Annotated in this window: 17 protein-coding genes and 1 tRNA gene; 15 read left to right on the top strand and 3 right to left on the bottom strand. The window is 71.8% G+C overall.

Annotated elements, in window-relative coordinates; translation table 11 throughout:
- The first annotated feature begins 131 nt into the window (after positions 1-131).
- The 14 genes from ACFC1X_RS21695 (at position 132) to ACFC1X_RS21630 (ending at position 13757) form a co-directional block, all read left to right on the top strand.
- Positions 132-1292, top strand: a complete 1161-nt coding sequence (locus tag ACFC1X_RS21695) for an ROK family protein (protein WP_376356276.1) — start codon at positions 132-134, stop codon at positions 1290-1292.
- 99 nt (positions 1293-1391) lie between these two features.
- Positions 1392-2264, top strand: coding sequence for a hypothetical protein (locus ACFC1X_RS21690; RefSeq protein WP_376355993.1), 873 nt, complete (start codon positions 1392-1394; stop codon positions 2262-2264).
- 74 nt (positions 2265-2338) lie between these two features.
- On the top strand, positions 2339-3094 hold the full coding sequence (locus tag ACFC1X_RS21685; RefSeq protein WP_376355991.1) for a GntR family transcriptional regulator: 756 nt from the start codon (positions 2339-2341) through the stop codon (positions 3092-3094).
- A 132-nt stretch (positions 3095-3226) separates the two neighbouring features.
- Complete coding sequence (locus ACFC1X_RS21680) at positions 3227-4351, top strand: TIGR03364 family FAD-dependent oxidoreductase (protein ID WP_376355989.1); 1125 nt, start codon at positions 3227-3229, stop codon at positions 4349-4351.
- A gap of 8 nt (positions 4352-4359) precedes the next feature.
- Positions 4360-5055, top strand: coding sequence for an HAD family hydrolase (locus tag ACFC1X_RS21675; RefSeq protein ID WP_376355987.1), 696 nt, complete (start codon positions 4360-4362; stop codon positions 5053-5055).
- Positions 5055-6116, top strand: coding sequence for an ABC transporter ATP-binding protein (locus ACFC1X_RS21670; protein ID WP_376355985.1), 1062 nt, complete (start codon positions 5055-5057; stop codon positions 6114-6116). The genes ACFC1X_RS21675 and ACFC1X_RS21670 overlap by 1 nt, the downstream gene beginning before the upstream one ends.
- On the top strand, positions 6109-7014 hold the full coding sequence (locus ACFC1X_RS21665; protein ID WP_376355983.1) for a 2-aminoethylphosphonate ABC transporter permease subunit: 906 nt from the start codon (positions 6109-6111) through the stop codon (positions 7012-7014). Before ACFC1X_RS21670 ends, ACFC1X_RS21665 begins: the two co-directional genes overlap by 8 nt.
- The gene (locus ACFC1X_RS21660; RefSeq protein ID WP_376355981.1) at positions 7001-7798 is read left to right on the top strand and encodes an ABC transporter permease; all 798 of its coding nucleotides are present in this window, start codon (positions 7001-7003) and stop codon (positions 7796-7798) included. The genes ACFC1X_RS21665 and ACFC1X_RS21660 overlap by 14 nt, the downstream gene beginning before the upstream one ends.
- A 43-nt stretch (positions 7799-7841) precedes the next feature.
- On the top strand, positions 7842-8894 hold the full coding sequence (locus ACFC1X_RS21655) for a 2-aminoethylphosphonate ABC transporter substrate-binding protein (RefSeq protein WP_376355979.1): 1053 nt from the start codon (positions 7842-7844) through the stop codon (positions 8892-8894).
- A gap of 35 nt (positions 8895-8929) precedes the next feature.
- Positions 8930-10435, top strand: coding sequence for an alkaline phosphatase family protein (locus ACFC1X_RS21650; protein ID WP_376355977.1), 1506 nt, complete (start codon positions 8930-8932; stop codon positions 10433-10435).
- Positions 10436-10512: 77 nt separating this feature from the next.
- Entirely contained in the window at positions 10513-11292 is a 780-nt protein-coding gene (locus tag ACFC1X_RS21645) for an HAD-IIA family hydrolase (protein WP_376355975.1), read from the top strand.
- Positions 11293-11414: 122 nt separating this feature from the next.
- Entirely contained in the window at positions 11415-11966 is a 552-nt protein-coding gene (locus ACFC1X_RS21640; RefSeq protein WP_376355973.1) for a hypothetical protein, read from the top strand.
- 2 nt (positions 11967-11968) lie between these two features.
- Positions 11969-12643 carry a class F sortase gene (locus ACFC1X_RS21635; protein ID WP_376355971.1) on the top strand — a complete coding sequence of 225 codons (675 nt, stop codon included), beginning with the start codon at positions 11969-11971 and terminating at the stop codon, positions 12641-12643.
- A gap of 88 nt (positions 12644-12731) precedes the next feature.
- Complete coding sequence (locus ACFC1X_RS21630) at positions 12732-13757, top strand: glycoside hydrolase family 6 protein (protein WP_376355969.1); 1026 nt, start codon at positions 12732-12734, stop codon at positions 13755-13757.
- 76 nt (positions 13758-13833) lie between these two features.
- Here ACFC1X_RS21630 and ACFC1X_RS21625 read toward each other — a convergent pair whose 3' ends face one another.
- The 3 genes from ACFC1X_RS21625 to ACFC1X_RS21615 form a co-directional block, all read right to left on the bottom strand.
- The gene (locus ACFC1X_RS21625; RefSeq protein WP_376355967.1) at positions 13834-15771 is read right to left on the bottom strand and encodes a galactose oxidase-like domain-containing protein; all 1938 of its coding nucleotides are present in this window, start codon (positions 15769-15771) and stop codon (positions 13834-13836) included.
- Positions 15768-17750: a glycosyltransferase family 2 protein gene (locus ACFC1X_RS21620; protein ID WP_376355965.1), complete on the bottom strand. Its 1983-nt coding sequence runs from the start codon at positions 17748-17750 to the stop codon at positions 15768-15770. Before ACFC1X_RS21620 ends, ACFC1X_RS21625 begins: the two co-directional genes overlap by 4 nt.
- Before the next feature lie 244 nt (positions 17751-17994).
- Positions 17995-18068, bottom strand: a tRNA-Lys gene (locus tag ACFC1X_RS21615).
- Positions 18069-18255: 187 nt separating this feature from the next.
- Between ACFC1X_RS21615 and ACFC1X_RS21610 the strand changes: the two genes are divergently transcribed.
- Positions 18256-19524, top strand: a complete 1269-nt coding sequence (locus ACFC1X_RS21610) for a peptidoglycan-binding protein (RefSeq protein ID WP_376355963.1) — start codon at positions 18256-18258, stop codon at positions 19522-19524.
- The last annotated feature ends 25 nt before the right edge of the window (positions 19525-19549 follow it).

Raw genomic sequence — 19549 nt, 5'->3', positions numbered from 1 at the left:
GGGGCCTGGGCGGCGGCATCGGTGCGGGCGCCCGGCCGGGCGTTGGCGGGGACGCCGGCGCGGGCGATGGCAGGGGGGCCGGCGCAGGCGTCGGTGGAGGCACCGGCGGGCGGGCGGCGCGCGGCGGCGGCATGCGGGGCGGGGCCGGCGGGGCCAACCTGCTCGCCCTGCGCAGCCACAACACCGCCCTCGTCCTCGACCTGCTGCGCGGGGCCGGCCCGGAGGGCATCAGCCGGCTCGAACTCGCCGAGCGGACCGGGCTCACCCCGCAGGCGGTCAGCAAGATCACCGCCCGGCTGCGCGACCGGGGCCTGGCCGCCGAGGCCGGACGCCGCGCGTCCACGGGCGGCAAGCCGCGCACGGTGCTGCGCCTGGTGCCGGAGGCGGGCCACGCGGTCGGCGTGCACCTGGACCGGGACGAGCTGCGAGCCGTGCTGGTCGACCTCGACGGAACGGTGGTGGGGGAGCGGCGCGCGCCGCTGGACCTCGGCGCGGGTGCGGAAGCCGTGGTGGAGGCGGTGGCCGGGGCGGCCCGGGAGCTGACCGCGGACACCCTGCGCCCGCCGGACGGCACCCTCGCCGCCGCGCCCACCCTGCTCGGCCTCGGCGTCGCCCTCCCCGGTCCGCTCGACCACGTCCGGGGGGTGCTGCACCGGGTCACCGGCTTCCCGGAGTGGGACGGCTTCCCCCTGCGGGACGCGCTGGAGCGGCGGCTGGGCGTGCCGGTCGTCGTCGACAAGGACACCAACGCGGCGGCGCTCGGTCTCACGGCGGGCGGTGCGGCGGGCGGCGGGAGGGGCCGCACGGTGGGCGGCGACGGCGGGTCCTTCGCCTACCTGCATCTCGGTACGGGGCTCGGTGCGGGCCTCGTCATCGGTGGCGGGGTGCACCGGGGCGCCCGGACCGGGGCCGGGGAGTTCGGGCACCAGGTCATCCAGCTGGACGGGCCGCCCTGCACCTGCGGCGCCTGCGGCTGCATAGAGGCCCTGTGCCTCGCCGCCGTCGGCCGCGGCGACCTCGCGGAGGCGGCACGGGTGCTCGGCGCGGGGGCCGCGAACCTCGCCGGGCTGCTCGACATCGACCTGGTCCTGCTGGGCGGCCGTACCGTCGCCGCCGCACCCGACGCCTTCGTCCAGGGCGTGGGCGCCGTCCTCGACGCCCGGGCCCGGCGCGAGGGCGGCCATGAGGGTGCCGTACCGGTGCGGATCGCGCCCGGCGGGACGCGCGGGGTCGCGGAGGGCGCGGCCCAACTGCTGCTCGCGCCGCTGTTCGGGCGGGGGGACGGCGGCTGAGCCGGGTGCGCCGAACGAGCGCATCGCCGCCGCCGTTCGAGGGGCGTGCCCCGAACGGCGGTGCCGTGGGGCCGGACCCTCCGACACGCTCATGTGTTTATGCGACTGTTCACGCCCACGTCCCCCCGCCCGGTGGCGGCAGCCGCCCTGTTCGCCGCCTGCGCCGCCGCGTCCGCCGTCCTCGTGCCCGCCGTCCCCGCGCACGCGGAGTCCCCGGATCCCCTGCCCGCCTGCACGGCCCCGGACGACCACACCTTCCCGCTCACCACCCGCGTCCACGGCGGCCCCGCCCGCTACGAACCCGGTGGGGGCTTCGGCGTCTGGTACCTGGACCTCACCAACACCACCTCCCGCACCTGCTCGGGCGTCCACCCGGTCGTCGTCCTCGTCGACGAGGAGGGGGCCCTGGAGCCGTCGCAGCCCCAACTGGAGTTCTACGACGGCGCCGACCCCCGTCCCGTCGGCTTCGAGAAGACCGACCGGGACGAACTGATCGGCGCGTTCGGCGAGGACGAGGGGGTGAACGCGGGCGAGGACACGGCCGCCGACCGCTTCGCCGGCTTCACCGTCGCCCCCGGCAAGACCCTCACCGTGAAGCTGCGCCTCTCGCTGACCTCGGACACCGCCCCCGGCGAGGTCACCGCCAACGCGGCGGTCGTCCAGCGCCGGGGCGGCGACGGCGAGTGGATCGGCCAGTCGAACGACTACCGCTTCCGCATCGGGCCGGGCACCCCCGCCGACGCGCCCTCCGGCACGTCCCCCGACACCTCCCCCGACACCTCCCCCGACGGGTCCGCCACCGAGCAGAGCGCCGACCCCGCCACCCCGGAGGACCGGAACACCGGCACCCCCTCCGCCGACGAACTCGCCGGCACCGGACCCGGCCGGGTCGAAACGGCCCTGGCGGTCACCCTCCTCTTCTTCGCCGCCGGCGGCACGGCCGTACTGCTGACCCGCGGACGCCGCCGCTGACGCCCCCGCCCCGCCCGGCCCCCACCGACCCCACCGCCCCACCAGGGCCCACCCCCGTCTGCGACCATCCCTGCGTGGACTATCCGAACGACCAGGCCCCCGGCGCCCCCGTCCGCTCCGGGATCCCGGAGCACGGCCGCGTGCCGAAGTACTACGCCGTCAAGGCGCGGATCGACCGTCTGGTCGGCGAGTTGGGGGAGGGCAGCGCCATCCCCACCGAGCGGGACCTCTCCGAGCGGTACGAGGTCGCCCGCGAGACCGTGCGGCAGGCGCTACGCGAGCTGGTCCTCGAGGGCAAGCTGCGCCGCCAGGGACGCGGCACCGTGGTCGCCGGGCCCAAGCTGGCGCAGCCGCTCTCCCTGGCCAGCTACACCGAGGGCGTCCGCCGCCAGGGACGTACCCCCGGCCGCGCGCTGGTCACCCTCGACCGCTTCCCCTGCCCCGACGCGCTCGCCGCCGAGACCGGCCTCACGCGCGGGGAGCCCGTCTGGCACCTGGAGCGGGTGCTGCTCGCCGACGACGAGCGGGTCGGCCTGGAGAGCACCTACCTCTCCGTGGCCCGGCTCCCCGACCTGGACAGCAGCTTCGACCCGGACTCGTCCTTCTACGCCCACCTCGCCGGGCAGGGCATCGCCTTCGGTGACGCCGACGAACGCATCGAGACCGTGCTCGCCACCCCGCGCGAGGCGCTGCTCATCGGCACTCCGCCGGCCCTCCCGATGCTGCTCATCCACCGCGTCTCCCGGGACACGGAGGGGCGCCCGCTGGAGCGGGTCCGGACGCTCTACCGGGGCGACCGCTTCTCCTTCACGACCCACCTGCGCGGCTGAAAACCACCACTCACGCAGACCGTCGATTCATAACGAAAAGATAACGGGTCTAGCCCAAACGTGATGACCAGTTCACGCTCTCGTTGTCAGCCGGATTCCTCCGGTTCCCCCTTGGCAAGGAGCGTGGCCGTCGTGAGAGTGATAGTCGTCGGAGCCGGCGTGGTGGGCACCATGCACGCCTGGCACGCAGTGAACCGCGGCCATGAGGTCGTACAGATCGAGCGCGAGACGGAGGCCCGCGGCGCCTCGCTGCGCAATTTCGGCCAGATCTGGATCAGTGGCCGCGCGGGCGGCGAGGAGCTGGAGACCGCGCTGCGGGCCCGGGAGCTGTGGGAGGAGATCGGCGCCCGGATCCCGGCGCTGGGCTTCCGCCCGAACGGCTCCCTGACCCCGGTCCGCGGCGACCTGGAACGCGCGGTCGCCGAGGCGGCCGTGGCCCGCCCGGACGCCGCCGCCCGGGGCCACAAGCTGCTCACCGCCGGTGAGGCGCGCGCGCTGAACCCCGCCCTGCGCGGCGATTTCGACGCCGCGCTGTACTGCGAACGGGACGCCGCAGTCGAACCCCGCACCGCCCAGCTCGCCCTGCGCGCCGAACTCCGCCGGTCCCCGCAGTACACCTTCCTGCCCGGCCGCGAGGTCCGCGACGTGATCGGCGAGAACGCCGTCCGCGACGACCACGGCGCCACCCACACGGGCGACGTCGTCGTCCTGTGCACGGGCGCCTGGCTCGGCGGCCTGGTCCGCGAGCTGGCCGGGCCCGACCTGCCCGTGCGGCGGGTCCGCCTCCAGATGATGCAGACCGACCCCCTCGGCGAACCGCTCACGACCTCGGTCGCCGACGCCGACAGCTTCCGCTACTACCCCGCCTACGGCTCGCCCGCCCTGGACGAGCTGAACGCGCGGCAGCCGCAGCCGGCCACGGCCGCGGAACACAGGATGCAGCTGCTGATGGTGCAGCGCGCCGACGGCGGACTGACCATCGGCGACACCCACGAGTACGAGCACCCCTTCGCCTTCGACACCGTCGAGGACCCCTACGACCACCTCACCGGCGTCGTCGAGTCCCTCCTCGGCCGGCCGCTGCCCAAGGTCCGCCGCCGGTGGGCCGGGGTGTACGCGCAGTGCACCGACAAGAGCCGCGTCGTGCACCGGCAACGGGTGCGCGACGGCGTGTGGCTGGTCACCGGGCCCGGCGGGCGCGGCATGACCTGCTCACCCGCGATAGCCGAAACCACCGCGAACGAACTGGGTTGGTGAAAGTACCCATGAACACGACAGACATCCGCCTCGTCGTCCTCGACATGGCCGGCACCACCGTCGCCGACGGCGGTCTGGTCGAGCGCGCCTTCGACGCCGCCGCCCGCGAACTGGGCGTCGAGCCCGGCACCCCGGACCACGCCGAGAAGCTCGACTACGTCCGCGCCACCATGGGCGAGTCCAAGATCTCCGTCTTCCGGCACCTGTTCGGCGACGAGGACCGCGCCCAGCACGCCAACGCCACCTTCGAGAAGGCGTACGGCGAACTGGTCGACGGCGGCCTGATCGCCCCCGTCCCCGGCGCCCGCGCGGCCGTCGAGGAGCTGACCGCCGACGGCCGTACCGTCGTCCTGACCACCGGCTTCGCCCGCGTCACGCAGGACGCCATCCTCGACGCGCTGGGCTGGCGCGACCTGGTGCCGCTCACCCTGTGCCCCGCCGACGCGGGCGGGCGCGGACGGCCGTACCCGGACATGGTGCTGGAGGCCTTCCTGCGCACGAAGGCCGCCGACGCCGTACGCCAGGTCGCCGTCGTCGGCGACACCTCGTACGACGTGCTCAGCGGCGTACGGGCCGGCGCGGGACTGGTCGCCGGGGTGCGCACCGGGGCCCACGGCGACGACGCCTTCCGCGAGGCGGGCGCCGGACACGTCCTCGACTCGGTCGCCGGCCTGCCCGCCCTCCTGCGGGGAGCAGACGGCTGATGAGCGCCACCAGCAGCGGCATCCACTTCGACTCGGTCACCGTCGCCTACGACGGCAACGTCGTCCTCGACGCCCTCGACCTCACCGTCGAACCCGGCGAGGTCATGGCGCTGCTCGGGCCGTCCGGATCCGGCAAGACCACCGCGCTGCGGGCGGTCGCCGGGTTCGTACGGCCCGCCTCGGGGCGGGTGTTCCTCGGCGACCGCGACGTCACCGACCTGCCCCCGCACCGGCGCGGCATCGGCATGGTCGTCCAGCAGTACGCGCTCTTCCCGCACATGCGGGTGGAGGACAACGTCGCCTTCGGACTCCGCGCCCGCAAGGTCCCCCGGGCCGAGATCCGGGAACGGGTCGCCGAGGCGCTGGACATGACCGGCATGGGCGCCTACGCCCGCCGCCACCCCCGCGAGCTGTCCGGCGGCCAGCAGCAGCGCGTCGCCATCGCCCGCGCGCTCGCCATCCGGCCCGGCGTCCTGCTCCTCGACGAACCCCTCTCCGCGCTCGACGCCCAGCTCCGCTCCGGCATGCTCGCCGAACTGGCCCGCCTGCACCGCGAGCTGCCCGACGTGTCGATCCTCTACGTCACCCACGACCAGGTGGAGGCCCTGACCCTCGCCGACCGGATCGCGGTCATGGACAAGGCGAGGCTGCGCGCGTGCGGGACGCCGAGGGAGTTGTACCGGGCGCCGGCCGACGAGTTCACGGCGTCCTTCGTGGGCGGCGCGAACCTGCTGCCGGTGACCGTCGGAGCCGGGGGAGTGTCCTTCGGCGGCGCGGACATCAAGGTCGACACGGGGGGTGCCGCGCGGGGCGCGTCGGCCGTCCTGTGTGTGCGGCCGCATCTTGTCGGGCTCGGGGACGGGCCCAACCGGCTCACCGGGACGCTGGGGGAGATTCAGTGGCGGGGGGCTACGCATCGGCTGTTTGTCGACGTGGGTGGTCATCGGGTGATGGCGGACCTGCGTGAGCTGCGGGATCCGCCGGCTCATGGCGACGAGGTGACGTTGCATTTCGCGCCGGATGATGGTGTGTTGCTGCCTGCTGGGGTGGACCATGGCTGAGGTTGTGCGTAAGCCGCGGGCCGTGGGTGGCTGGTCGCGCCCCGGCGGCGGCAGCCGCAAATCGAGCACAGCCCCGCGCCCCTTCGGGGCGCTCTTCTGGGCGTTGCCTCCAGTGGCTCTCCTAGCTCTTTTCTTTCTCTATCCGCTCGCCCTCGTCGTTCAGCAGTCCTTCCAGCCCGACAGTGGTGGGACCTCTCTCGAGCCGTACGCGGATGTGTTCGCCTCGTATGCGTTCCGGGAGGCGTTGTGGACCACCGTGTGGCTGGCGGTGGCCGCCACCGTCGGGTGTCTGGTGCTCGGGTTCGTGCTCGCGCTGGTGATCGCGTTCGTGCCGTTTCCCGGGGCGCGGGCGGTGTCGCGGTTCATCGACGTCTTCCTGTCCTTCCCGTCGTTCCTGATCACGCTGGCCCTGCTGTTCATCTACGGCTCCGTCGGCATGGCCAACGGGCTGTGGACGGACGCCACCGGGGCGTCCGAGGGACCCTTCCAGTTCCTCACCACGCCCTGGGGCGTGCTGCTCGCGGAGATCACGTACTTCACGCCGTTCGTGGTGCGCCCGCTGCTCGCCGCGTTCTCGCAGCTGGACACCGCCCAGCTGGAGGCGGCCAGTTCGCTCGGGGCCCGCGCACCGCGCATCATCCGCCGGACCGTCCTGCCGGAGGCGCTGCCCGCGCTCGCGGCCGGTGGCAGCCTCGTCCTGGTGCTGTGCCTCAACGAGTTCGGCATCGTGCTCTTCACCGGCGCCAAGGGCGTCACCACCCTGCCGACGCTCGTGTACAGCAAGGCCATGCTGGAGTCCGACTACCCGGGCGCCTGTGTGGTCGCCGTCGTCAACGTCCTGATCTCCGTGGGCCTGTACGGCCTCTACCGGGTGGTGAGCCGCCGTGCTGGTGCATAGCCGCAAGGCGAGGTGGGCCCTGTGGGCGGTCTTCCTCGTGCTCTTCCTGCCCCTCTTCGCCCTCCCCCTGCTCGTCGTCCTGGGCGCGTCCTTCGCCACCCACTGGTCCAGCGTCCTGCCGTCCGGCCTGACGACCGCCAACTACCAGGCGGCGACCCGCGGCGAGGCGCTCCAGGCCCTCACCACCAGCCTGGTCACCGCGCTCGCCGCGAGCCTGCTGGCGCTGGCCGCCGGCACCTGGGCCGCGCTCGCCGCCGCCGCGCTGCGGAAGCGCCACCGCAAGGTCATGGACGCCCTGTTCGTCCTGCCGGTCGCCGTGCCCTCCGTCGTGGTCGGCCTGGCGATCCTGGTCGCCTTCTCCCAGCCGCCGTTCCTCCTCAACGGCACCCGCTGGATCGTGATCGTCGCCCACACCGTGCTGGTCACCGCCTTCGCCTACCAGTCGGTGTCCGCGGCGATCACCCGCCTCGACCCCGCCTACGAGCAGGCCGCCGCCTCCCTCGGCGCCTCCCCGGCGCGCGTCCTGCTGCGGGTCCGGCTGCCGCTGCTGCTGCCGTCCCTGACCGCCGCCGCCGGCCTCTGCTTCGCCCTGTCCATGGGCGAGCTGAGCGCCACGATGATGCTCTACCCGCCGGACTGGACCCCACTGCCGGTGCTGATCTACGCCGCCACCGACCGCGGCGCCCTCTTCACCGGCTCCGCCGTCGCCGTGGTCCTGATGGCGGCCACCCTGCTGGTGCTGCTCGCCGTCTCCCGCATCCGCACCAAGGCCTCCTACCGCTAGCCCCAGCCCGACCGACCTTCTCCCGCAAGGAGTTCACCTCGCCATGCCCGGAAAGCCCCTCCTGCCGCTCGCCGCCGTCTGTCTCCTCGCCCTCCCCCTGACCGCCTGCGGCGGCAACTCCGCAGCCTCCGACGAGAACGTCGTCACCGTCTACAGCGCCGACGGCCTCAAGGGCGAGAACGGCGACGGCTGGTACGACCAGGTCTTCAAGGACTTCGAGAACGAGACCGGCATCAAGGTCGAGTACGTGGAGGGCGGCTCGGGCGAGATGGTCCAGCGCGCCACCCGCGAGAAGCGCAACGCGCAGGCCGACGTGCTCGTCACCCTCCCGCCCTTCATCCAGCAGGCCGACACCAAGGGCCTGCTCCAGAAGTACGCCCCCAAGGGCGCCGACCAGGTCAGCGGCGCCGACAAGGCGGCGAACGGCACCTGGACCGCCGTCGTCAACAACTACTTCGGCTTCATCCACAACACCAAGGAGCTGAAGCAGGCCCCCGCCACCTGGGAGGACCTGCTCGACGGCAGGTACGAGAACAAGCTGCAGTACTCCACCCCCGGCGTCGCCGGCGACGGCACCGCCGTCCTCATCAAGGCCATGCACGACTTCGGCGGCGAGCAGCCCGCCATGGAGTACCTGAAGAAGCTCCAGGCCAACAACGTCGGCCCGTCCGCCTCCACCGGCAAGCTCGCCCCCAAGGTCGACAAGGGCGAGCTGCTGGCCGCCAACGGCGACGTCCAGATGAACTTCGCCCAGTCCAAGTCCATGCCCAACCTCGGCATCTGGTTCCCCGCCCGCGAAGGCGGCAAGCCCACCACGTTCGCCCTGCCGTACGCGGCCGGCCTGGTCTCCGACGCCCCGCACAGCGAGAACGGCAAGAAGCTCCTCGACTACATGCTCGGCCAGAAGGCCCAGAAGCAGGTCAGCGAGATCGGCGGCGGCTTCGCGGCCCGCCAGGACGTCAAGGCCACCGACGCCAACGCCATCGAACTGGCCAAGCTGATGGACGGCGTCGAGATCTTCGAACCCGACTGGAACGACATCGAGGAGAACCTCACCTCGTACGTCGACGCCTGGAAGTCGGCCACCGGCAGCTGAGCCGCACCCCGCCACCCCGCACGGCTCCGCCCCTCATGGAGGTTCACGTGACGCACCGCCTGTCCCGCCGCTCCCTGCTCCTGTCCGCCGCCGCGCTCGCGGCCACCGCGGGCCCCCTCGCCGCCACCGCCCGCGCCGCCGACCGGACACCCAAGGTCCTGGTCATCGGCCTGGACGGCGCCCTGCTCACCCGCGTCAAGGACGCCGACGCCCCGCACCTCGACGCCCTCATGGCGGCCGGCCTCACCGCGCCCAGCAGCATCCACGCGCAGCCCCTCGCGCCGACCATGTCCGGCCCCGGCTGGTCCACCCTCCTCACCGGCGTCTGGCCCGACAAGCACAACGTCCGCGACAACGCCTTCACCGGCCACCGCTTCGCCCAGTACCCCGACTTCCTCACCCGCGCCGAGACCGCCAGACCGTCCCTGACGACGTACGCCGTCTCCTCCTGGGCCCCGATCACCGACACCGTCCTCTCCTCGAAGGTCGACACCCGCGTCTCCACCCCGAGCGCCGAGTACGACACCGGCACCACCTCGCGCGCCGTGGCCCAGCTCGGCGGCGGCGACCCCGACGCGGTCTTCGTCCAGCTCGACAACATCGACCACGCCGGCCACGACCACGGCGCCGCGAGCGGCCAGTACCTGGACGCGATCCACGCCGCCGACGCCCAGGTCGGGCAGATGGTCGCCGCCGTGAAGTCCCGGGCGTCCTACGCCTCCGAGGACTGGCTGATCATGGTCACCGCCGACCACGGCCACACCGACGCCGGCGGCCACGGCGGCTCCACCCTCCCCGAGCGCCAGACCTTCCTCATCGCCACCGGCCCCACCCTCGCCCCCGGCTCCGTCCGGTACGACGTGAAGATGCCGGACGTCGCCGCCTCCGCCCTCGCCCACCTCGGCGTCGCGATCGACCCGGCGTGGAACCTGGACGGACGCCCCGTCCAGCAGCCCCGGCCCGACGACTTCGACACCCTGCGCGCCAGGCTCGCGCCCCGCACCGACGAGACCGGCATCCCGGCCGCCGTCCTCGGTCACACCCACACCCCGCCCGCCGGCTGGTCCGTCGACAACTCCGCGATGGGCACCGGCGGGGTCGCCGAATGGCGCGGCTGGACCTTCACCACCGACGAGTTCTGGACCGCGGCCCAGCGCGACCAGCACCGCGAGTCCAACGTCCGCGCCCGGAACGTCTTCGCCGTCGCGGACGGCGACGAGTGGTACGACAAGCCCGTCACCGGCACCTTCGACTCCACCCTGGTCAGCCCGGCGTACCCGGTCACCGGCGGCCGCGCCGCCACGCTGACCTACACCACGTACTACCGCCACGAGTCCCCGCAGAAGGGCGAGGTCCTCGTCTCCTACGACGACGCCGCCCCCGTCACCGTCCGCACCTACACCGCCGACGTCCCCTCCCGCACCGAGACCGTCGCCCTCCAGGTCCCCGCCGGCGCCCGCACGGCCCGCGTCCGGTTCCGCTACACCGCGGGCAACAACTGGTACTGGGTGATCGACGGGGTCGCTCTGACCGGCTCCTGATTAGGCTGTGGGGCGTCGGTACGCCGTGGTTCCGGCGCCCCCGCCCATGCCCCACCGCACGCCAGGAGTTCGTCGCAATGGCAGACCGCAAGCCCATCGAGTCGTGGCTCACCGACATGGACGGGGTCCTCATCCACGAGGGCGTGCCGATTCCCGGGGCCGACGCCTTCATCAAGAGGCTCCGGGAGTCCGGCAAGCCCTTCCTGGTCCTCACCAACAACTCGATCTACACCCCGCGCGACCTGCACGCCCGGCTGCGCCGGATGGGCCTGGAGGTGCCGATCGAGTCGATCTGGACGTCGGCGCTGGCCACCGCCCAGTTCCTGGACGACCAGCGGCCCGGCGGGTCGGCGTACGTCATCGGCGAGGCCGGTCTGACCACCGCCCTGCACGACATCGGCTACATCCTCACCGACCACGACCCCGACTACGTGGTCCTCGGTGAGACCCGTACGTACTCCTTCGAGGCCATGACGAAGGCGGTCCGGCTGATCAACGCCGGCGCCCGGTTCATCTGCACCAACCCCGACGAGACCGGCCCCTCCACCGAGGGTCCGCTCCCGGCGACCGGCGCGGTCGCCGCGCTGATCACCAAGGCGACCGGCAAGCAGCCGTACTTCGCGGGCAAGCCCAACCCGCTGATGATGCGCACCGGGCTCAACGCGATCGGCGCCCACTCCGAGACCAGCGCGATGATCGGCGACCGCATGGACACCGACGTGCTGGCCGGCATGGAGGCGGGCATGCAGACCTTCCTGGTCCTGACCGGCCTGACCCGGCCCGAGCAGGTCGAGAACTTCCCGTACCGCCCCTCCAAGGTGGTCGACTCCATCGCGGACCTCGTCGAACGGGTCTGAGGCCACCCAGCCTTCGGTAAACCCGAGATCGCCCGGTGTGACCCGAACGGAGCAGCCCGACCCTCGCGCAGGATGCGGGGGCGGGTCCCGCGGGGGAGTCTCCAGGTAACTGGAGGTACACGATGGGCTCTCTGAAGGTCACTCTCTGTGCCGGAGCCGCCCTGGTGGCGGCGCTCGCACCGGTCGCGCCCGCCGCGTACGCGGCCGACGGCGGGGGCGTCTCGGTGTCTCCGTCCTCGCCCGCGCCCGGCGGCGACGTCGAGCTGCGCGTGCCCGACTGCACCGAGAGGACGGCCGTCGCCGTGTCGGCGGCGTTCGTCTCCGAGGCACGGCTGACCGTGGCCGCGGAGGACGGCGTCCTCGTCGGCACCGGCACGGTCCGCTCCGGCATGGAGGCCGGCGCGTACGCCGTGCGGGTCACCTGCGGTGCCGACGCCCGCGAGGGCACCGTCAACGTCGAGCGCCGGCGCCCGGCCGCACCCGCCTCTCCCGTCGCCCCCGTCCACGCGGGCGGCGGCGGCAGCGCCCGGCTGGCCGCCGCCGACAGCGGTGAGGAGGCCCGCCCCGAGCCCCCCGGCACCGCGCACACCGTGACCGGGCTGGTCCTCGCGGGCATCGCCGCCGTCGCCGTCGCGCTGCGCGGCGTCCGCAGCCGGAGCCGCGGGACGGGCTGACCATGTCCGAACAGGACGCGCGAGGCACCACCGCCCCCGGCGGCCGTCTGGTGACCGGCATCGCCTGGACCGTGCTGCTGCTCGGGCTGTGGCTGTGGGGCCGCGAGGCCACCGACGTGCGCGAGGGCATATCCCGGCCCGCCACCGGCGACATGGCGGCGGCCGGCCGGCCCCCCGACGTACCGCTGCCGCCCGCCCACGCACCCCTCGACGACGCCCGGCCGCAACGGCTCGACGTCCCCGGCCTCGACATCAGCGCCCCGGTCCTGCCCAGCGGACTCGACGCCCGGGGCGCCATCGAACCACCGCCGTTCGACCGGGCGGGCTCCGTCGGCTGGTACGCCGCCGGTGTCACCCCGGGCGCGGCCGGGACGGCGCTGATGGTGGGCCACGTCGACACCGAGACCCGGCCCGCCGTCTTCTACGAACTGAGCGCCCTGGAGCCCGGCGAGAGGGTCCGGGTGACCCGCGACGACGGCGGAACCGCCGAGTTCACCGTCGACGACGTCCAGGTCCTCACCCGCACCGGCTTCGACGCCCAGCAGGCCTACGGCCCCCGCACCACGGGCCGCGCCGAACTCCGCCTGATCACCTGCGGCGGCACCTTCGACCGCACCACCAACAGCTACACGGCCAACGTCATCGTCTCCGCCTACCTGACCGGAACGGCCTCCTAGCACAGGAACCGGCGCCCGGTCAGGGAACCTCTTGAGTGCCGGAGGCGTATGTCAGGATTGAGCCTCGGAACGCACCCAGGGGGGTTGGATGTACGGCAGCAGGGGGGCCGCGACGTTGTCCACGAGGCGGACGTCGGCGGCGATGCTCGGCGCGGCACTGCTGCTCGCGGGCTGCTCCTCCTCCGGCGACGGAGAGGACAAGGGCGGGAACGCGGGCGCCAAGATCACGCAGCAGCCCAAGGAGGCCGACCCGTTCTGGGTCAACCCCGACGGCACCGCCGCGCAGCAGGTGGCCTCGCTGGCCGAGGCCGGCAAGAAGGACCAGGCCGAGCAGATCCGCAAGATCGCCCAGCAGCCGACCGGCGAGTGGCTCAGCCCGGAGAACCCCGAGGAACAGGCCCGCGGCTTCACCGAGGCCGCCGACGAGGCCGGGCGTACCGCGCTGCTCGTCCTCTACAACATCCCGCACCGCGACTGCGGCCAGTACTCGGGCGGCGGCGCCGCCGACGGCAACGCCTACCGTGACTTCGTCGACGGCGTGGCCAAGGGCATCGGCGACCGCTCCGCCACGGTCATCCTGGAACCGGACGCCGTGCTCCACCTGGTGGACGGCTGCACCCCGGAGCAGTTCCACGAGGAGCGCTACGCCCTCCTCAACGAGGCCATCGGCAAGCTCGCCGCCCTGAAGAACACCAAGGTGTACCTGGACGCGGGCAACGCCGGCTGGGGCCACCCCGACCAGATCTTCGACCCGCTGAAGCGGGCCGGCATCGACAAGGCGGACGGCTTCTCGGTCAACGTGTCGAACTTCTACACCACCGAGGACTCCATCGCCTACGGCAAGCAGCTCTCCGCCAAGGTCGGCAACAAGCCCTTCGTCATCGACACCAGCCGCAACGGCAACGGCCCCTACACCGGGGGCAACCCGGACGAACGCTGGTGCAACCCCCCGGGCCGAGCCCTCGGCGAAACCCCCACAACGAAGACGTCCGACCCCTTGGTCGACGCCTACGTCTGGGTCAAGCGCCCCGGAGAGTCGGACGGCGAATGCAAGGGCGGCCCAAAGGCAGGCGAGTGGTACCCCGAGTACGCTCTAAAACTGGCGCAGGGATAGCGCCCCCTCAGGGGCGCGGGGAACTGCGCGACCAGCCACAGCGCTCCCGCACCCCGAGTCACAACCTGCGGGAGCGCTACGGCACTCTGACCCACTCCGCCTTCGAAGGCGTCCCGTCCCCATCAGTCACGAACATCATGTACCACCCCGATTGAACCAAGTTCTTATTGCTCGGCACGGTCACCGTCAACTTGTCCCCGTCCGCCGTGAAGTCCAACGCGATGGACCGCTGATCCACGTCAGTGACATGCGTAGACGCGCTGGGCCGAATCAACCGCACCTTCTTCACCGACGCCGCCGCCCGCGAGGTGAACGTCCCCGACTCACCGCGCGCGATGGTCTGCGGCCCCCCGGACAGATCCGGCCGGGAATCCCGGTAGAGATACGGCGGCGTGTAGATCTCGATCCGCTGCTCGAACTTGCCCGGCTTGGTGTTGGCCTTGTCCGCGTAGAGCGAGTCCGACCCGAAGAACATCAGGCGCCCGTCGGGCAGCAGGATCGAACCGGAGTGGTAGTTCCGGCCCACCAGCGGATCGGCCACCCGCTCGAACTCGTTCGTGCCCGGGTGGTACATCCGGGCCTGGAGGATGTTGGAGTCGCCGCGGCCCCGGTAGTCCTCCGAGCCGCCGGAGACCAGCACGCTGTCGTCCGGCAGGATCGAGGCCTGCGGATAGCGCGTGCCCTTCTCCAGTGACGGCCCGTCCACGAACTTCGGGTCGTCCGCCTTGAGATCGATGATCCGGGTCTTCTCGCTGGACAGCTTGGACTCGCCGACCCCGCCGCCGCCGATCACCATGTACTTCTCGTCCTGCGCCGGCGGCAGCAGCACCGTGTTCGCGGTCTCCAGCATGTTGGCGTCGCTGAGCCCGGGCACCTTGGTGAACTTGTTGGTCTCCACGTCCCAGATGCCGGGGTCGCGGCCCACGTCGTCGGGACCGTAGCCGGCGTTCGCGCCCGAGTAGAAGATCTTGCCGTTCTGCATGAGGAACAGCGCCGGGTACGTCGGGAACTGGCGGACCTTGTCGGTGTAGGTCCACTCCTTGGTCTCCGGGTCGTAGATTTCGTTCTTGCCCGGGACCAGCTGGCCGATGTCGTCGAGGCCGGAGACACTGAGGATCTTGCCGTCGCTCAGGGTGGTGAGCGTCGGGTACCAGCGGGCCTCGTGCATCGGGTCGACCTTGATGTACTTCTCGGCGACCGGGTCGAACTCGAAGGCGTCCCGGATCCCCTGGAAGTCCTTCTTGTCGAGGGCGAGCTTCTGCGCGATGCCGTAGGTGTTGCGCGCGTCCGTGCCCGACAGGCCCTGGACGCGGTAGTTGTCCTGCGTACCGGTCTCGTACTTGGCGCCGCTGCGCTGCGCCTCGACGTAGATCCGGCCGAGGCCCGGGTCGTTGCGCACGAACGCGCCGGTCTCCGGGTCGAAGACCTTCTTGGCGCGGGGCACCAGGACCGGGTCCTTGGAGACGAAGGTCTTGCCGTTCTCCTTGCCGGTGAACTTGGTGCCCGCCGGCAGGGTGATCGGCTGGTCCGGGTTCTCGTTGTGGACGATCATCAGGCCGCCGGCCTTGGTGACGTCGCCCTTGAGCTTCTCGTACCGCTTGGTGCCGCCCGCGATCAGCAGGTTGCCGTTGGCGAGCTGGGTGTGGCCGGTGCAGAACAGGTCGGCGGGCGTCGGCACCTTCTTGATGGTGCCCTTGACGGGATCCCAGATCCGGGTGTCGAACTTCTTGTCGTCGAAGTTGTCCTGGTTGTTGCCCGACCCGGCGACGAGCAGCACCTTGCCGGTGCGCAGCAGCGCCGCGTGGATGGTGTTCTGCCGGTACTTCTCGGGAAACTCGACGATCTCCCACTTGCCGTTGGCGGCCTTGTACTCCGGCTGATTGATCTTGTACTGGTGGTATTTCTCGGTTCCGAAGCGGTAGAGCCACGGCCCGTTCATCCCGGCCAGCGCGACTACCACCGCCGTACCTATCGCGAAGCGACGGGCGCGGCGGCGGCCGGCACGGTCTTTCATTCCTTACGTCCCCCAAGTCCCCCGAGTCCACCAAGGGCGATCTGCATGGTCTGGTCGTCGCCCCCGTCGGCGGGGGCTGCCCAGCTGGGCTTCTGCTGCGGCGCGTGCGGCGCGTACGCCTGCTCGGGCGCCATGTGCTGGGGTGGGATCCCCGGCGCGGGCTCGGCGGCCACGGCCGGCGGCCGCTTCTTCGCCTTCCGCAGTTCGTGGCGCCAGGCGAACATCGGCGACGCGGTGATCAGCAGCGCGAACGTCGCCCAGATGATCATGGCGGGGTGGGAGTGTCCGAAGACGAAGCCCGCGGTGATCGAGCCGGCGAAGATGACGATGAAGTACCAGTGGTACCGGAAGGTCCCGAACAGGGTGTCCGGGCTGGCCGAGTCGCCCTTCGGGGTCACCACGAACTTGCTCTTGCGGCGCAGCACGGAGTCGATGAGCGCCTTGGCGTACAGCGGCGCCGACAGCGCGGACATGATCATGCCGGCCACACCGCCGGAGCCCTCCGGCTCGTGCGGCGAGACGTTGTGGCGGCGGTTCCAGACGTAGAGGCCGATCTGGAGCGCGGAGGCGTTGCCGTAGAGCATCAGCCAGACCGCGGGGTCGATGTTGACGCCCGAGGCGCCCAGGCCCAGGAACAGGCAGCAGCTCAGCGCCGCCAGGATCCAGTTCAGGGCCGACATCGGGTAGAAGATGATCATCATCGTGTAGTTGAAGAGCTTGCTCGGCGGCAGCGAGTACCAGCCCTTCCAGTACTGCTTGAGGATCGTCTCGTACGTCCCTCGCGACCAGCGCATCTGCTGGGTGAAGAAGTCCGTCCAGGCGTTCGGGCCCTCGCCGACCGCGAGCACGTCCGGGGTGTAGACCGAGCGCCACTTGCGGCCCGTGGCCGGGTTCTTGTGGCGGTGGATCTCGAAGCCGGTCGCCATGTCCTCGGTGATCGAGTCGTACAGGCCGCCGATCTGCTTGAGCGCGCTGATGCGCACCGCGTTCGAGGTGCCCACGAACATGGGGGAGCCGTACCGGTTGCCCGCGCGCTGGATCAGCGCGTGGAAGAGGAACTGCTGCGACTCGGCGGCCTTGGTGATCGGGTTGTCGTAGTTGCCGTAGACCTGCGGGCCGATGACGAAGCCGACGTCCGGGTCGCGGAAGAAGCCGAGCATCCGCTCCAGGTAGTTGGGCAGCGGCACGTGGTCGGTGTCGACCGAGGCGAAGAAGTCGTAGTCGTTGCCGTGCGCGTCCAGCCAGGCGTTGTAGTTGCCGTGCTTGGTCTTGGCGCGGTGCGGGCCCTTCTTCCGGTTCCACTTGGCGACGCCCTTGCGGGAGAAGTGATGTACTCCCAGGCGCGCGCAGACTTCCTTCACCTCGGGGTCGTCGCCCTCGTCGAGGAGCCAGACGTGCATCAGGCCGCGGTGGCGGATCTTGACGGCCGCCTCCAGGGTCTTCGTCACCATCTCCAGCGGCTCCTTGCCGGGCACGAAGGAGGTGAGGAAGGCGACCCGGGTGCCGGTCTCGGGCACCACCGGGACCGGGTCGCGGGCGACCAGGGTGGCGTGCGCGTTCGACAGGACGTTCAGGCAGCGGAAGAGTTCGATCAGGCCGATCGCCACGAGCATCACGATGTCGAGCGTGGGCAGCCAGTCGAAGGCGGGGTAGTCGCGCTCGGTCCAGTGCGTGGGCTGGAGCAGCCAGACCAGCAGCACCACCGACAGCAGCGGGGCGGCGGCCAGCATCAGCGCGACCCGGACGCGGTGCGGCTCCTGGGATATCAGCGAGCGGTACTGGACCTTGTACGGCTGGTGCGGGTCGGGCTGGGTGAGGGGGCCCGCGAGCCGGCTGTAGTGCTCGTAGTCGTACTTCGGCAGGGTCTTGCGTATCCGGCGGAACGAGCCGGTGTTCCAGGTCCGATGCCCGGGCACCCTGAGCTGGGTGGTCTGTGACGGGTCCTGGTCCTGCCCGGCGCCCGTCGGCGTCGACGTCATGTGTCATCCCCCCACACGCGGGTCATGCGTGTTTCGTTGCTTTCATCGTCTGCACCGGTCCCCCTCGACCGACACACACCTTATATAGACATGGAGTGTGGGCTTCCCGGTTGCATGATGCCCCCTCGGCATCCGGCTCCTGAACCGGACCAGGGTTCTATGGGGTTCGTCATGATCGCAAGACGTTCGGAACCCGGGTACGCCGAAGGCCCCCCGTGTGATACGAGGGGCCTTCGGCCGTCTGTGCGCCGCCAGGGACTCGAACCCCGGACCCGCTGATTAAGAGTCAGCTGCTCTAACCAACTGAGCTAGCGGCGCCTGCTGACCTGCACAACTCTACCCGATGCCGGACGGTGCTCCGGACCAGCCGGGTGTCCGTCCCGAGGGGCCCGTTACATCATTCGGACCGTCAACATGCGAATGAGGAGACCAGTTGAGAAACTGACGGACATGTACCGAAGTGCACCGCCGCGGACATTTCGATCGGGAGTGTGAGGGGAATCGCATGGAGACTCCCGTATTCGAGGAATTCGATGCCGCGAGCGACTGCGACTGCCCCGGTTGCCGGCACCGGACCCGCGTCCCGCCGCATTCCCCGACGGGCCGGCGCACGCTGATCGTGGTCACCGCCGCCGCTGCCGCACTGGGGGCGAGCGGTGCCGCCGCGCTCCCGGCCGCCGCCCACGCACCCCTGCGACCGGGCGTCCCCGCAGATGAGGAGCCGGACACCCCGCAGGGTGCCAGGGCCCCGCTGCACGGTCCGGCGGGCCGGCCCGCGCCCGCGCCCGGCGCGGGACTGGCCACCATCAGCCGTACGGAGATCATCAACCGGGCCAAGACCTGGGTCACCGCGAAGGTGCCGTACAGCATGAGCGCCTACTGGTCCGACGGATACCGGCAGGACTGCTCGGGCTATGTGTCGATGGCCTGGAAACTGCCGACGAACGAATGGACCGGAAGCCTCGGCACCGTCGCCGACCGGATCACCAAGGGCGAACTCCAGCCCGGCGACATTCTGCTGTTCCACAATGCGTCCGACCCCCAGAAAGGCTCCCATGTGGTGATCTTCGGCGGCTGGACGAACGGCACGCACACCGCCTACACGGCCTACGAGCAGACCCCGCCACACGCCCGGAAGCTCGCCACGCCCTACGCCTACTGGAGCAATTCCGCGAAGTACCTGCCCTACCGCTACAAGGGCGTCGCGGCGAGCCCGGTGAGCACGGCGGGCGGGGCACCGGCCGCGGCCTCCGGATACCCGGGGGCGTCGTCCTTCGGGCCCGGCGCCAACAACCGGCACGTCACCGAGCTGGGCCGGATGCTCGCCGCCCGCGGCGCCGGACGCTTCTACGCCTCCGGGCCCGGCCCCCGCTGGTCGGAGGCGGACCGCAGGGCGACCGAGGCGTTCCAGCTGGCCCAGGGCTGGCGGGGCCGGGAGGCCGACGGACTGCCGGGTCCGGGAACCTGGCGGCTGCTGGCCGAGGGCCGCGGCAAGGACGTCCCGGCCGCGGCCGCGGGCCCCGCCTCGCACGGGGTGGCCGGCTATCCGGGCCGGGCGATGTTCCGGCCGGGTGCGGAGAATCCATACGTCACCCGGCTCGGCGGGCAGCTCGTACGGAAGGGGTTCGGCAGGTACTACACGATCGGACCGGGTCCGCGCTGGGGTGAGGCGGACCGGCGGGCCGTCCAGGCCTTCCAGCGCGCCCAGGGCTGGCGCGGTGGCGCGGCGGACGGCCATCCGGGCCCGGAGACCTGGCGGCGGCTCTTCTCGTGACCGCCCGCCCCGAGGTGATCACCCG

The sequence above is a fragment of the Streptomyces sp. NPDC056128 genome, from assembly GCF_042263835.1.
Lineage (GTDB): Bacteria > Actinomycetota > Actinomycetes > Streptomycetales > Streptomycetaceae > Streptomyces.
This window is presented reverse-complemented; position numbering and strand designations above follow the sequence as displayed.

Coding starts and splice junctions, on each gene's coding strand:
- ACFC1X_RS21695 (WP_376356276.1), top strand. CDS start 132: ATGCGGGGCGGGGCCGGCGGGGCCAACCTGCTCGCCCTGCGCAGCCAC.
- ACFC1X_RS21655 (WP_376355979.1), top strand. CDS start 7,842: ATGCCCGGAAAGCCCCTCCTGCCGCTCGCCGCCGTCTGTCTCCTCGCC.
- ACFC1X_RS21630 (WP_376355969.1), top strand. CDS start 12,732: ATGTACGGCAGCAGGGGGGCCGCGACGTTGTCCACGAGGCGGACGTCG.
- ACFC1X_RS21610 (WP_376355963.1), top strand. CDS start 18,256: ATGGAGACTCCCGTATTCGAGGAATTCGATGCCGCGAGCGACTGCGAC.
- ACFC1X_RS21665 (WP_376355983.1), top strand. CDS start 6,109: ATGGCTGAGGTTGTGCGTAAGCCGCGGGCCGTGGGTGGCTGGTCGCGC.
- ACFC1X_RS21670 (WP_376355985.1), top strand. CDS start 5,055: ATGAGCGCCACCAGCAGCGGCATCCACTTCGACTCGGTCACCGTCGCC.
- ACFC1X_RS21640 (WP_376355973.1), top strand. CDS start 11,415: ATGGGCTCTCTGAAGGTCACTCTCTGTGCCGGAGCCGCCCTGGTGGCG.
- ACFC1X_RS21675 (WP_376355987.1), top strand. CDS start 4,360: ATGAACACGACAGACATCCGCCTCGTCGTCCTCGACATGGCCGGCACC.
- ACFC1X_RS21635 (WP_376355971.1), top strand. CDS start 11,969: ATGTCCGAACAGGACGCGCGAGGCACCACCGCCCCCGGCGGCCGTCTG.
- ACFC1X_RS21620 (WP_376355965.1), bottom strand. CDS start 17,750: ATGACGTCGACGCCGACGGGCGCCGGGCAGGACCAGGACCCGTCACAG.
- ACFC1X_RS21625 (WP_376355967.1), bottom strand. CDS start 15,771: ATGAAAGACCGTGCCGGCCGCCGCCGCGCCCGTCGCTTCGCGATAGGT.
- ACFC1X_RS21650 (WP_376355977.1), top strand. CDS start 8,930: ATGGAGGTTCACGTGACGCACCGCCTGTCCCGCCGCTCCCTGCTCCTG.
- ACFC1X_RS21645 (WP_376355975.1), top strand. CDS start 10,513: ATGGCAGACCGCAAGCCCATCGAGTCGTGGCTCACCGACATGGACGGG.
- ACFC1X_RS21690 (WP_376355993.1), top strand. CDS start 1,392: ATGCGACTGTTCACGCCCACGTCCCCCCGCCCGGTGGCGGCAGCCGCC.